Source organism: Paraburkholderia kururiensis (assembly GCF_034424375.1).
In the GTDB taxonomy this organism is placed as follows: Bacteria; Pseudomonadota; Gammaproteobacteria; order Burkholderiales; family Burkholderiaceae; genus Paraburkholderia; species Paraburkholderia kururiensis_A.
This window is the reverse complement of the sequence record NZ_CP139965.1, coordinates 5804072-5816372: the sequence shown is the minus strand read 5'-3', so window position 1 is coordinate 5816372 and position 12301 is coordinate 5804072. Positions and strand designations below refer to the sequence as shown.

Genomic DNA, 12301 nt, shown 5'->3' with positions numbered 1-12301 from the left:
GAGATCGTTTCTCACAATGCGGAAAATTGCTGCAGCGCACGCCAGATTTGCTGGTCCGACGCCGTTACGTCGGCCAGTCTGCGCCGAATTGCCCTTGATTTGCTGCTTTTTTCACGTCATTTAGGTGACATACGCTGAGCTACAATCCTGCCATGTTGACCGATCGGCTTTTCGCACGCTCGGCGCGGCCGCCCGGCAACCGGAGCGAGCCGTCGCCGACCCGCTGGCACCACGGACCGTGGTGGTCCAATTCCTATCTGCTCACGCCGCTCCTGTCGATCCTCGTGTTTCTGATCGTCATGAGCCTCATTCTGTGGAGTCTGAACCGCCGCGAGCAGCAGCAGCAGGAAGACACGCTGTACCGCAACGTGGCCTGGGCGCAGCAGCAGATCCGTCTTTCGATGACGGGCGCTCAGGAGCAGCTCCAGGCGCTCGCCCGCGACCTCGCTGCGGGCCATGCCGATCCGCATTCGTTCCAGGTGTCGACCACGGACATCATGCAGGGGCATCCCGAGATCCTCTACATGAACTGGTACACGAGCGCGCAGACGCCGCGCTGGCCGGATACGGCGCTGCCCGTGCTCGGCCAGCGACTCGCCCGCCCCAACGACAACCAGATGGACGAGGCCGTGAAGGCCGCCTTCGGCGAAGCGCGCAGCACGCGCCGCCAGGTGTACTCGCCGCTCATCTACGACGACCTCGGCAACGGCTACATCACGCTGCAGACGCCGGTGTACCGCGACCGCGAGTTCCTCGGCTCGATTGCCGCGGTGTTCTCGATCGAAGGCATCCTGAAGCACGACATTCCGCCCGAGCTGTCGGCGAAGTACAAGATCTCGATCATCGACGTCAACAACCGCGAGCTTTCCACCACCTCGACGCGCCCGCGGCTGCCGCGCGACCAGTTCTACGACCTGCCGCTCGACCCGCCGGGCCAGGGCGTTTCCGTGCGGGTGTACTCGTACCCGCAGATGACCAACTTCACCAACAACACGCTGGTGTGGCTGGTGGCGGGTCTGTCGTGCTTCGTGCTGTGGAGCCTCTGGAGTCTCTGGAAGCACACGCGCCAGCGTTTCGAGGCGCAGCAGGCGCTCTACGCCGAAGCGTTCTTCCGGCGTGCAATGGAAAACTCGGTGCTGATCGGCATGCGCGTGCTCGACATGCACGGCCGCATCACCCACGTGAACCCGGCGTTCTGCCGCATGACGGGCTGGGACGAAAGCGACCTCGTCGGCAAGACGGCGCCGTTTCCGTACTGGCCGCGCGACGCGTATCCCGAAATGCAGCGCCAGCTCGACATGACACTGCGCGGCAAGGCACCGAGCTCGGGCTTCGAGCTACGCGTGCGCCGCAAGGACGGCTCGCTTTTTCACGCGCGGCTCTACGTGTCGCCGCTCATCGATAGTTCAGGCCGGCAGACCGGCTGGATGTCGTCGATGACGGACATCACCGAACCCAAGCGCGCCCGCGAAGAACTGGCCGCCGCGCACGAGCGTTTCACCACGGTGCTGGAAAGCCTCGACGCCGCCGTTTCGGTGCTGGCGGCCGACGAAGCCGAACTGCTGTTCGCCAACCGCTACTACCGGCACCTGTTCGGCATCCGCCCGGACGGACATCTGGAACTCGCGGGCGGCGGCTTCGACAGCGCGCAGGCGTCGTCCGACTCCATCGACATGGTGGACACCTACGCGGGCCTGCCCGCTGCCGCACTGACCGAAAGCACGGCCGACGCGCAGGAAGTCTACGTGCAGAGCATCCAGAAGTGGTTCGAGGTACGGCGCCAGTACATCCAGTGGGTGGACGGCCATCTCGCACAGATGCAGATCGCTACCGACATCACCACGCGCAAGCAGGCCCAGGAGCTCGCGCGCCAGCAGGACGAAAAACTCCAGTTCACGAGCCGCCTGATGACGATGGGCGAAATGGCGTCGTCGCTCGCGCACGAACTCAACCAGCCGCTCGCCGCCATCAACAACTATTGCTCGGGAACCGTCGCGCTGGTTAAATCTGGGCGCACTACCCCCGACAATCTGTTGCCCGTGCTCGAAAAGACCGCCCAGCAGGCCGTGCGCGCCGGCATGATCATCAAGCGCATCCGCGAGTTCGTGAAGCGCAGCGAGCCGAAGCGCCAGGCCACGCGCGTCGCGGACATCGTCGCCGACGCCGTGGGCCTTGCCGAAATCGAAGCGCGCAAGCGGCGCATCCGCATCGTCACGGACATCCGCTCGCGCATGCCGGTCATCTACGTCGACCCGGTGCTGATCGAACAGGTGCTCGTCAATCTGCTCAAGAACGCCGCAGAAGCCATGGCCGACGCGCGCCCGAACGCCGTGGACCCGGTGATCCGCGTGGTCGTGAGGCTCGACGGCGGCTTTGTCTGCATCAGCGTGGTGGACCAGGGCCCGGGCGTGGACGAAGCCACGGCCGAGCGCCTCTTCGAGCCCTTCTACAGCACGAAGTCGGACGGCATGGGCATGGGCCTCAATATCTGCCGCTCGATCATCGAATCCCATCGCGGACGCCTCTGGGTCGTGAACAACGTCGAAGCCGACGGTCACGTCACAGGCGCCACATTCCACTGCAGTCTGCCTATAGGCGAACCTGACGGCCCGAGTCACGGCGGGTCCGAAGTGCCGACACCCCAAACCGTTACGGGAGAGCTATGAACAGCCCAGTCACCACCCAGGAAACCGTGTTTGTCGTCGACGACGACGAGGCCGTACGAGACTCGCTGCGCTGGCTCCTGGAAGCGAACGGATACCGCGTGCAGTGCTTCGTCTCGGCAGAACAGTTTCTGGAGGCTTACCAGCCGGCCCATCAGGCCGGGCAGATCGCGTGCCTGATTCTCGACGTGCGGATGTCGGGCATGAGCGGGCTCGAACTCCAGGAACGCCTGATCGCCGAAAACGCCTCGCTGCCCATCATCTTCGTGACGGGCCACGGCGACGTGCCGATGGCCGTGTCCACCATGAAGAAGGGCGCGATGGACTTCATCGAGAAGCCGTTCGACGAAGCCGAACTGCGCAAGCTCGTGGAGCGCATGCTGGAAAAGGCGCGCAGCGAAAGCTCGAGCGTGCAGCAGCAGCGCGCGGCCGCCGAGCGGCTCGGCAAGCTGACGGCGCGCGAGCATCAGGTGCTCGAGCGCATCATCGCAGGCCGGCTCAACAAGCAAATCGCCGACGATCTGGGCATCAGCATCAAGACGGTGGAAGCGCACCGCGCCAACATCATGGAAAAGCTCAACGTGAACACGGTGGCCGACCTGCTGCGGCTCGCGTTGTCGAACAAGCCGCAGCAAGCCCAGTAAGCACGAACGCGGCCGACGCAATCCGGCAAGCCGGCCGACCGGGCGTCGCGCCGGCCGGCATGCCGGGTTGCCGTCCCCGGCGCCGGCGCCGATGCGGGCGTTCCCGCTCCGTTCGTTTCGCCCCCCGCTTTCCTCCCGCCCGGCCTGCGCAGTTCGCCAGGCCGCGCGCCCTTCCTTCGGCAGGATTTGCCGGACGGCAAAGGTATAATCCCGGACTTCACAGCGGCACGCCGCGCAGCAGCACAAAAAGGCGCGTGCTGTCCGTGAACCGACAGGTTCATGGCCATTCGCGCCAAAGGTGTCTCGCCCGCCGCGCCGCGAGGTAGCGCTCCCACGCACCGCCCGCATTCCGAACTGCCCTCTCGACCGACCATGACAGCCACCCTGATCGACGGACTCGCCCTTTCCAAGACCCTGCGCGCCGACGTAGCCACGCGCGCCGCCGCGCTCACCGCCCGCGGCCATCAGCCGGGCCTCGCGGTCGTCCTCGTGGGCGACAATCCGGCGAGCGAAGTCTATGTGCGCAACAAGGTGAAGGCCTGCGAAGACAACGGCCTTTTCTCGTCCTACGACCGCTACCCCGCCACGTTCACCGAGGCGGAGCTGCTCGCACGCATCAACGAACTCAATCGCGACCCGAAGATCCACGGCATTCTCGTGCAGCTGCCGCTGCCCGCGCACATCGACAGTCACAAGGTGATCGAGGCGATCGCGCCCGAGAAGGACGTGGACGGCTTTCACGTCGCGAACGCCGGTGCGCTGATGACGGGCAAGCCGCTCTTTCGTCCGTGCACGCCGTATGGCGTGATGAAGATGTTCGAGGCTTACGGCATTGCGCTTGCGGGCGCGAACGCGGTGGTGATCGGCCGCTCGAACATCGTCGGCAAGCCGATGGCGCTGCTGCTGCTCGAAGCCGGCGCCACGGTCACGATCTGCCACAGCAAGACCCGCGACCTGGCTGCGCATACGCGCGAGGCGGACGTAGTGGTCGCCGCGGTCGGCAAGCGCAACATTCTCACTGCCGACATGGTGAAGCCCGGCGCTGCAGTGATCGACGTGGGCATGAATCGCGACGACGCCGGCAAGCTGTGCGGCGACGTCGATTTCGCAGGCGTGAAGGAAGTGGCGGGCCACATCACGCCGGTGCCGGGCGGCGTGGGCCCCATGACGATCACGATGCTGCTCGTCAATACGATCGAAGCCGCCGAGCGCGCTGCGGCACGCTGACCCTACCGCGCCGCGGCGTCCCTCACCATCCCACCGGCGGCATCGCCGAACTCTGCCGCCTCGTCCAGCGCTGCGACCTCCCCGGCCTCGCCTTCGCCGGTCATCGCTTCCAGCACGGCACGGCGTCGCACGGCGCGCTCCGTGCGCGCCCGCATCCACTTGAGCGCCGGCCGCTCCACACCGTGCCAGGAAAGCGCCGCGCACGCCAGAATGAACGGCGCGGCGATCAGCACCGCTGTCAGATGGTCCAGATGCGGCGCGAGGTTGGCCACGCACTGCTGCACCACGAACCCGTAGAGATAGATGCCATACGAGTAGTCGTTGCGGGGCACGAGGCGGCGCAACATGGGCGTGGTCGCCATCCACAGCACGCCGTAGATGAAGGCGAGATAGAACAGCGGCTGCGCAACCTCCGAGCGATGCAGCGCCAGATAGAGCGCGACGAGCGCCAGCGCGATCCGTCCATCGAGCCGCACCGCCGCACGCCACGCGTAGAGCAGCATGCCGAACATGAAGAACAGCTCGGGCCAGAACGAGTAGCCGCCGGCCTTCACCGAAAAATCGCGCATGCCGATGTGAAACGGATGAACGTGGATGCGCAGAACGAACCCGAGCAGTCCGATCGCCACCGCCACCAGCATGCCGCGCCGCGACGTAAGCAACCCGAGCGTGCCGGTCACCAGAACGATCAGATAACAGCGCACCTCGATGGGCAACGTCCAGAGCGGCGCGCAGATGTCGTGCGCGAAGCGGTTGTGTTCGAACACGCCCGGCAGCACCCAGCCCTCCTTCATCACGATGGTCCGGAAGTTGTCGAGATTGATCCACGTGGCGCGCAGGCTGAAGTACGTGGACAACGGCAGCGTCGTGAAGAGCGGGCCGAGCACCAGCACGACCACGAGCGACCCCACGGCCACCGCGGGCCAGATTCGCGCCACGCGAAGCGCCGTGAAGCGGATCGCCGAGCGTTGCCGCACGAAGCTCGCCGTCACGAGCATGCCGCTCATGAGGAAGAACGCATACACGCCGAGCGCGCCGAACGAATCGAAGCCCAGAGCCGCAGTGGCCGGGTCGCTTGCGCCGTCGCCTGTCTGCATCAGAAACGAATGGCAGTAGACCACCGCCACGGCGGCGACAAGGCGCACGAGATCGAAATTGTTGCCGCGGCGCAGTGCGCCGGGCGGGGTCCCGCGTGCAAGGGCGTGCGAAAGCAAGGTCATGGCGGCGGCATCCGTAGGCAAGCGGGCGTCGGCAAACAGGTGCGGCGCAAGCGTCGATCTTCCGGCGTACCCTTCTGGCCCGACACATCAAAAGCGCAGCAACTTCGCGGCCGACACCGCGGCGAGCCTGCATGATGGGCCGCGCCCCGGCGGAAAACTGTTCGCTCACCCACGATCCGATACCCATTGCCGCACGACGGGCCAGACGCGCTTGCAGGCCAGTGCCGCTGCCTCACGCGGACCGGGCGCTCCGCCCGAGCATGGCGGGACAACTTCTGCTACCGTGCACAGAGCCTCGGCGTCCGGGTTGGAAAGCGCCCGCCGTGCCCCAATAATGTCGATATCCGGATGCGCATGGCGGGCCCCGACACGCCGCCGCGGCTTCGGGCGAGCCGCACGCCAGCCTGCACCCGTGATCCTTTTGCCCAGACACCGCGACAGACAGGAAGCACCATGTCCACTACCTCATCGACACACAACAATCCGCTTCTCGACTTCTCCGATCTGCCGCGCTTCGGCGACATCCGCCCCGAGCACGTCACGCCCGCGCTCGACGTGCTGCTCGCCAACGCGAACGCCGCCGTGGAACGCGCGAGCCTGCCGGCCACGCCGGCGTCGTGGACCGACGTCGTGGAGCCGGTGGAGCGCGCCACCGAACCGCTCTCGCGTGCGTGGGGCGTGATCGGCCACCTCAATGCCGTGGCCGATACGCCCGAGCTGCGCGCCGTGTACGGCGAGAACCTGCCGCGCGTGACCGAATTCTGGTCGAGCGTCGGCCAGAACCTCGCGCTCTACGAGAAGTACAAGGCCATCGCGGCGAGCGGCGATTTCGCGCTGCTCTCGGGCGAGCGCCGCAAGATTCTGGACAACGCGCTACGCGACTTCCGCCTGTCGGGCGCCGAGCTGCCCGAAGACCAGAAGCCGCGCTTCGCCGAATTGCAGGAACGCCAGGCTGCGCTCTCAAAGGCCTTCTCGGACCACGTGCTCGATTCCACCAACGCTTACGCCTACATCGCGACCGAGGAGTCGCAGCTTGCCGGCCTGCCCGAAGACGCAATTGCGGCGGCCCGCGAAGCCGCCGAAAAGGACGGCAAGAGCGGCTGGAAATTCACGCTGCACTTTCCGTCCTACTTCCCGGTCATGCAATACGCCGAGAACCGCGCGATGCGCGAGACGATGTATCGCGCCTACGTGACGCGCGCCTCGGAACTGGGGCCCGTGTACGGCGGCGGCAAGCCCGAGTGGGACAACACGGAGAACATCGCCGAACAACTGGCCTTGCGCGCGGAAGAAGCGAAGATGCTCGGCTACCGCAACTTCGCCGAGGTGTCGCTCGCGCCGAAGATGGCCGACTCGCCCGAACAGGTCATGAGCTTCCTCGAAGACCTCGCAAAGCGCGCGCGCCCGCACGCGGAACGCGACTGGAAGGAACTGCGCGAGTTCGCGGCCAACGAGCTGGGCCTCGCCGCGCTCGAACCCTGGGACATCGCGTTCGCCGGCGAACGTCTGCGCCAGAAGCGCTATTCGTTTTCGGAAAACGAGGTCAAGCAGTACTTTCCGGAAGACGTCGTGCTCAAAGGCCTCTTCAAGGTCACGGAAACGCTCTTCGGCGTGAAGATTCGCCGCGACGAAGCCGCCGTCTGGCATCCGGACGTGCGCTTTTTCCGCGTCGAAAACCCGGACGGCACGCTCGTCGCGCAGTTCTATCTCGACCTCTACGCGCGCGAAGGCAAACGCGGTGGCGCGTGGATGGACGACGCACGCACGCGCCGTCGCCGTGGCCACAACGACGTGCAGACACCGGTGGCCTACCTCACCTGCAACTTCTCGGCGCCGGTGGGCGGCAAGCCCGCGTGCTTCACGCACGACGAAGTCATCACGCTCTTCCACGAATTCGGTCACGGGCTGCATCACATGCTCACGCGCGTGGACGAACTGGGCGTGTCGGGCATCAACGGCGTGGAGTGGGATGCGGTCGAACTGCCGTCGCAATTCATGGAGAACTTCTGCTGGGAGTGGGACGTGCTCTCGGACATGACGCAGCACGTCGATACCGCCGCGCCGCTGCCGCGCGACCTGTTCGACAAGATGCTCGCCGCGAAGAACTTCCAGAGCGGGCTCGGCACGTTGCGGCAGATCGTGTTCTCGATGTTCGACATGGCGCTGCACGTCGACTTCGACGCGGCCGGCACGAAGAGCGCGAACGACCTCGCGCGCGAGATCAACGAGCGCTTCCACGTCATCGCGCAGGCGCCGTTCTCGCGCTGGCCCAACACGTTCAGCCACATCTTCGCGGGCGGCTATGCGGCGGGCTACTACAGCTACAAATGGGCCGAAGTGCTGTCGGCCGATGCATATGCCGCGTTCGAGGAAGCCGCGCAGAACGCGAGCGGCAGCGTGCTCGACGCGGCCACGGGCACGCGCTATCGCCGCGAGATTCTGGAGGTGGGCGGAAGCCGCCCCGCCATGGAATCGTTCAAGGCGTTCCGCGGCCGCGAGCCGAGCATCGACGCGCTGCTGCGCCACAACGGCATGACGGAGACGACGGCGCACTGATACGTCCTCGGGCCGTGACCGCGGCGCTTTATGGCCGCGGCAGATGAGCAAACAAATAAGCACGCAAAAGAGCGCGCGGCGGGCACCTCCCGCCGCGCGCTCTTTTGTGGGCGTCTTGCCGCGACCCGAGTGCGCCGTTTGAAAGCAGGCATCACCGATGCAGCCGGAAATCGGTCTCGTGCGGCCGTCCTTCAAGAGCAAGCGTTGCGCGCGCAGCGGGCATGCGGCTCACCACCTTGCCGCGCCTCACCACCGCGAGCCGCGTCGCACGCAGGCGGATCGCTTCGACAGGATCGCGCGCGTCGAGCACCACGCAGTTCGCCTCGCAGCCCGGCGCGATGCCATACCCTTCGAGACCCAGGATGCGCGCCGGATTCACCGTGACCATGTCGAACGCGGCGCGCATGGCGTCCTGGCCCGTCATCTGCGCGACGTGCAGGCCCATGTGCGCCACTTCCAGCATGTCGCCGGAGCCGAGGCTGTACCACGGGTCCATCACGCAGTCGTGCCCGAACGCCACGTCGATGCCGGCTGCCGCGAGTTCCGGCACGCGCGTCATGCCGCGCCGCTTCGGGTAGGTGTCGGAGCGACCCTGCAGCGTGATGTTGATGAGCGGATTCGCGATGGCCGCCACGCCCGCCTCGCGCATGAGCGGCAGCAGCTTGCTCACGTAGTAGTTGTCCATGGAATGCATCGACGTGAGGTGCGATCCGGCCACGCGTCCATGCAGACCCAGGCGGTGCGTCTGCGCCGCGAGCGTTTCGATGTGGCGCGAGAGCGGATCGTCGGACTCGTCGCAGTGCATGTCCACGCGCAGCCCCTGCTGCGCCGCGAACTCGCACAGCAGCCGCACGGATTCCGCGCCGTCGGCCATCGTGCGCTCGAAATGCGGGATACCGCCCACCACGTCCACGCCCATCGCGATGGCGCGCTTGAGGTTGTCGAACGCGCCGGGGCTGCGCAGCAGGCCGTCCTGCGGAAAGGCCACGAGCTGCAGGTCCAGATACGGCGCCACGCGCCGCTTCACTTCGAGCAGCGCCTCGACCGCAAGCAGCCGGCTGTCGCAGACGTCCACGTGGCTGCGGATGGCGAGCAGCCCGCGCGCCACGGCCCAGTCGCAATATTCAAGCGCGCGTTCGACGAGCGCTTCCTGCGTCAGCTGAGGCTTGAGTTCGCCCCACAGCGCGATGCCCTCCAGCAGCGTGCCGGATGCGTTCACGCGCGGCAAACCGTAGGAGAGCGTGGCGTCCATGTGGAAATGCGCGTCCACGAACGGCGGGCTCACGAGCGAGCCTGCCGCATCAATCTCCTCGCGCGCCGTGGCCGCAAGCCGCGGCTCCACGGCGGCAATGCGGTTGCCTTCGATACCGATGTCGACGGTTTCGCCTTGGGCGTCGTTGCGCGACGCGAACATGCCGGGCAACACGGCGCGGCGGATGATGAGGTCCATGAGCGGCTCCTGAGTGTCCGTCGATTCTATCGGTGACAGAAAGCGCGTGGGAGGTGCCGCGCGTCGCTGCGAAGCCTCCGCTGCGCCGGCACGTTCGCGCGTTCCGAGCGACCGTCGACGTTGTACTAACATGCATCGCCATGGACACGCTCGAACTGCAACCCGGCACGCTCTGGCCCGCCCTGCTGAGGCAAACGGAGCACGCGCTGCGATGCCAGGCGCTGCGCCCGATCCAGACCACCGAGACTTCGATCGAGGACCACGGCGTGCGTTTCGTCGTGCGGCAGGTATCGAGCCTCGCGCTCAAGGCGCGCGCTCGCGAGGCGCAATCCGCAGCCCACACGGCAACGGGCGCGGCCTTCAACCCTTTCCTGCCCTACGACGCCGATCTGTTCGTCGCGAGCATCTCACCCACGCACGTAGCGCTGCTCAACAAGTTCAACGTCATCGACCACCATCTGCTGATCGTCACGCGCGCCTTCGAGCGCCAGGAAGCGTTGCTCGATCGCGCCGACTTCACGGCGCTCGCGGCCTGCATGGCGGAGTTCGACGGCCTCGCCTTCTACAACGGCGGCGCCGAAGCGGGCGCGAGCCAGCCGCACAAGCATCTGCAGATGGTGCCGCTCGCGCCTCACGGCAGCACAGGCGGCAGCGTGCCGATGGAAGCCGTGTGGCGCGACGTGCCGCCGACCTGCGGCATACCGCAGACGGTTCCGGCGCTGCCGTTTCGCCATGCGTTCTGCCGGCTCGACGTGCCTGTCGACGCCGCCGACGGCACCGAGCCCGCCGCGCGCAGGCACGAAGCCGCACAGACGCTCGAAAGCGCCTATCGGGCGCTGCTGCAAGCGGCAGGACGAGGCGCCATCGAAGCGCACGAAGACGGGTTGCAACGGGCGCCGTACAACCTGCTCGTTACGCGCCGCTGGATGCTGCTCGTGCCACGCGCCGCCGAGTGCGTGGAGGGCGTGTCGGTCAACGCGCTGGGCTTCGCCGGATCGCTGTTCGTGCGCGACGCAGCACAAATGAACGTGGTGAAAAGCCTGGGGCCGATGAAGGTGCTGGAGCGGGTGACGCTGCAATGAGCGCCCGTACTGCGTCGAGTACTGCATGCGGCGTCTCGCGAATAACCGAAAGCAGGCACGGGTAACGGCCTGACGGTGCCCGCGCGGATGCCGCGAGGACGCCGACAGAACGCCGCCCAATGCGCCGAGGCCGCGAGGTTGCCAGGTATGCGGCAAAGCGTTGCGTGGCACGACGCAACAGGCGCTCTGCCCGCCTGCGCGAGTGGAGGCATCACGACACCAGTGACTTCGCCACGGCATCAGCCGGTTCAAGTCACATGCCCCGATCAGGCTCGTGCCCTTGCCCCTCTTCGTCGTCATCCGCTTCGTCGGCGTGGGCCAGCGGAACGTCTTCGCCATCTTCGTCGAACAACGTGAACTGCCCGCGCAGCGTCGCATCGTCCTCTTCCAGCCGTACGCCCACGCCCAGCAACCGCACTGGCTGATTACGTCGCGCAAAGCCCTTTTCGAGCAGCGCGAGCAGCGTCGGCAGATGGGTCGCTTCACCCACGCACTCCACCGTCGTGCGCTGGAAATCGGCAAAGCGGATCTTCACGAACAGCTTGCGCACCGCCGCGGCGGCTCCGGCACGTTCGATGCGGGCGTCCAGCTGCTCCGTGAGGCGCCGCAGTTCGGCTGCGCACTCGTCCAGGGTTTGGAGATCGATCACGTAAGTCGTCTCTACACTCACGGACTTGCGCTCGCGGTCCGCGCGCACCGGCCGCTCGTCGATGCCGCGCGCGAGTTCGTAGAGCCGCTGGCCGAACACGCCGAAGTGGCGGTGCAGATCGACGAGCGGCCACTCGCGCAGTTGCGCGCAGGTGGCGAGGCCGAGCTTTTCGAGCTTCGCCGCCGTCACCTTGCCCACGCCATGAATCTTGCGCACCGGCAATGCAGCCACGAAGGCGTCCACCTCGTGCGGACGCACTACGAAAAGCCCGTCCGGCTTGTTCCAGTCCGAGGCGATTTTCGCGATGAACTTGCTGGGCGCCACGCCGGCCGACACCGTCACGCCCACCGTCTCGCGCACGCGCTCGCGAATCTCCTTTGCGATGAGCGTGGCGCTGCCCTTGCAGCGGTCGGAATGGGTGACGTCGAGGTAGGCCTCGTCGAGCGAAAGCGGTTCGACGTCGGCCGTGTAGTCGTGGTAGATGGCCATGATCTGGCGCGACGCGATGCGGTACTTCTCCATGGCCGAGGGCAGGATCAACAGGTCCGGGCACTTGCGCATGGCGAGCGCGGACGACATGGCCGAATGCACGCCGAAGCGCCGCGCCTCGTAGTTGCAGGTGGCAATCACGCCGCGCTGGTCGGGCCGCCCGCCCACGGCGAGCGGACGCCCGCGCAGCGAGGGGTCGTCGCGCATTTCAACCGACGCGTAAAAGCAGTCGCAGTCGCAGTGAATGATCTTGCGGGCTGAAAAGTCAGCCGACGCGGACGGCATGGGTCGGGCGGCATCTGTCACGTTGGAGGTGACCGT

8 protein-coding genes are annotated in these 12301 nt (G+C 66.5%); 5 read left to right on the top strand and 3 right to left on the bottom strand.

All coding sequences use genetic code 11. The annotated features are described in order from the left end of the window. Positions 1 to 152: 152 nt before the first annotated feature. The 3 genes from fixL (at position 153) to folD (ending at position 4534) form a co-directional block, all read left to right on the top strand. Positions 153 to 2666, top strand: coding sequence for an oxygen sensor histidine kinase FixL (gene fixL / locus U0042_RS26075; protein ID WP_114811450.1), 2514 nt, complete (start codon positions 153 to 155; stop codon positions 2664 to 2666). Further along, complete coding sequence (gene fixJ / locus U0042_RS26070) at positions 2663 to 3307, top strand: oxygen response regulator transcription factor FixJ (RefSeq protein ID WP_017777977.1); 645 nt, start codon at positions 2663 to 2665, stop codon at positions 3305 to 3307. Before fixL ends, fixJ begins: the two co-directional genes overlap by 4 nt. 372 nt (positions 3308 to 3679) lie before the next feature. Then, positions 3680 to 4534, top strand: coding sequence for a bifunctional methylenetetrahydrofolate dehydrogenase/methenyltetrahydrofolate cyclohydrolase FolD (folD, locus tag U0042_RS26065; RefSeq protein ID WP_114811449.1), 855 nt, complete (start codon positions 3680 to 3682; stop codon positions 4532 to 4534). A 2-nt stretch (positions 4535 to 4536) separates the two neighbouring features. Here the strand turns inward: folD and U0042_RS26060 are convergent, their stop codons facing one another. Beyond that, positions 4537 to 5754, bottom strand: a complete 1218-nt coding sequence (locus U0042_RS26060; RefSeq protein ID WP_114811448.1) for an acyltransferase family protein — start codon at positions 5752 to 5754, stop codon at positions 4537 to 4539. Between the two features lie 453 nt (positions 5755 to 6207). Between U0042_RS26060 and U0042_RS26055 the strand changes: the two genes are divergently transcribed. Then, complete coding sequence (locus U0042_RS26055) at positions 6208 to 8310, top strand: M3 family metallopeptidase (protein ID WP_114811447.1); 2103 nt, start codon at positions 6208 to 6210, stop codon at positions 8308 to 8310. A gap of 151 nt (positions 8311 to 8461) precedes the next feature. Here U0042_RS26055 and U0042_RS26050 read toward each other — a convergent pair whose 3' ends face one another. Then, positions 8462 to 9760, bottom strand: coding sequence for an amidohydrolase family protein (locus tag U0042_RS26050; protein WP_114811446.1), 1299 nt, complete (start codon positions 9758 to 9760; stop codon positions 8462 to 8464). Between the two features lie 140 nt (positions 9761 to 9900). Between U0042_RS26050 and U0042_RS26045 the strand changes: the two genes are divergently transcribed. Beyond that, the gene (locus tag U0042_RS26045) at positions 9901 to 10842 is read left to right on the top strand and encodes an ATP adenylyltransferase family protein (RefSeq protein WP_114811445.1); all 942 of its coding nucleotides are present in this window, start codon (positions 9901 to 9903) and stop codon (positions 10840 to 10842) included. Positions 10843 to 11095: 253 nt separating this feature from the next. On the opposite strand, the gene dinB is transcribed toward U0042_RS26045, so the two are convergent. Then, positions 11096 to 12265, bottom strand: coding sequence for a DNA polymerase IV (dinB, locus tag U0042_RS26040; protein WP_114811444.1), 1170 nt, complete (start codon positions 12263 to 12265; stop codon positions 11096 to 11098). Positions 12266 to 12301: the final 36 nt, after the last annotated feature.

Excerpts from the sequence above, each read along its gene's own strand:
- fixJ (WP_017777977.1), top strand. The coding sequence starts at position 2,663 with ATGAACAGCCCAGTCACCACCCAGGAAACCGTGTTTGTCGTCGACGAC.
- U0042_RS26045 (WP_114811445.1), top strand. The coding sequence starts at position 9,901 with ATGGACACGCTCGAACTGCAACCCGGCACGCTCTGGCCCGCCCTGCTG.
- dinB (WP_114811444.1), bottom strand. The coding sequence starts at position 12,265 with ATGCCGTCCGCGTCGGCTGACTTTTCAGCCCGCAAGATCATTCACTGC.
- U0042_RS26055 (WP_114811447.1), top strand. The coding sequence starts at position 6,208 with ATGTCCACTACCTCATCGACACACAACAATCCGCTTCTCGACTTCTCC.
- fixL (WP_114811450.1), top strand. The coding sequence starts at position 153 with ATGTTGACCGATCGGCTTTTCGCACGCTCGGCGCGGCCGCCCGGCAAC.
- U0042_RS26060 (WP_114811448.1), bottom strand. The coding sequence starts at position 5,754 with ATGACCTTGCTTTCGCACGCCCTTGCACGCGGGACCCCGCCCGGCGCA.
- folD (WP_114811449.1), top strand. The coding sequence starts at position 3,680 with ATGACAGCCACCCTGATCGACGGACTCGCCCTTTCCAAGACCCTGCGC.
- U0042_RS26050 (WP_114811446.1), bottom strand. The coding sequence starts at position 9,760 with ATGGACCTCATCATCCGCCGCGCCGTGTTGCCCGGCATGTTCGCGTCG.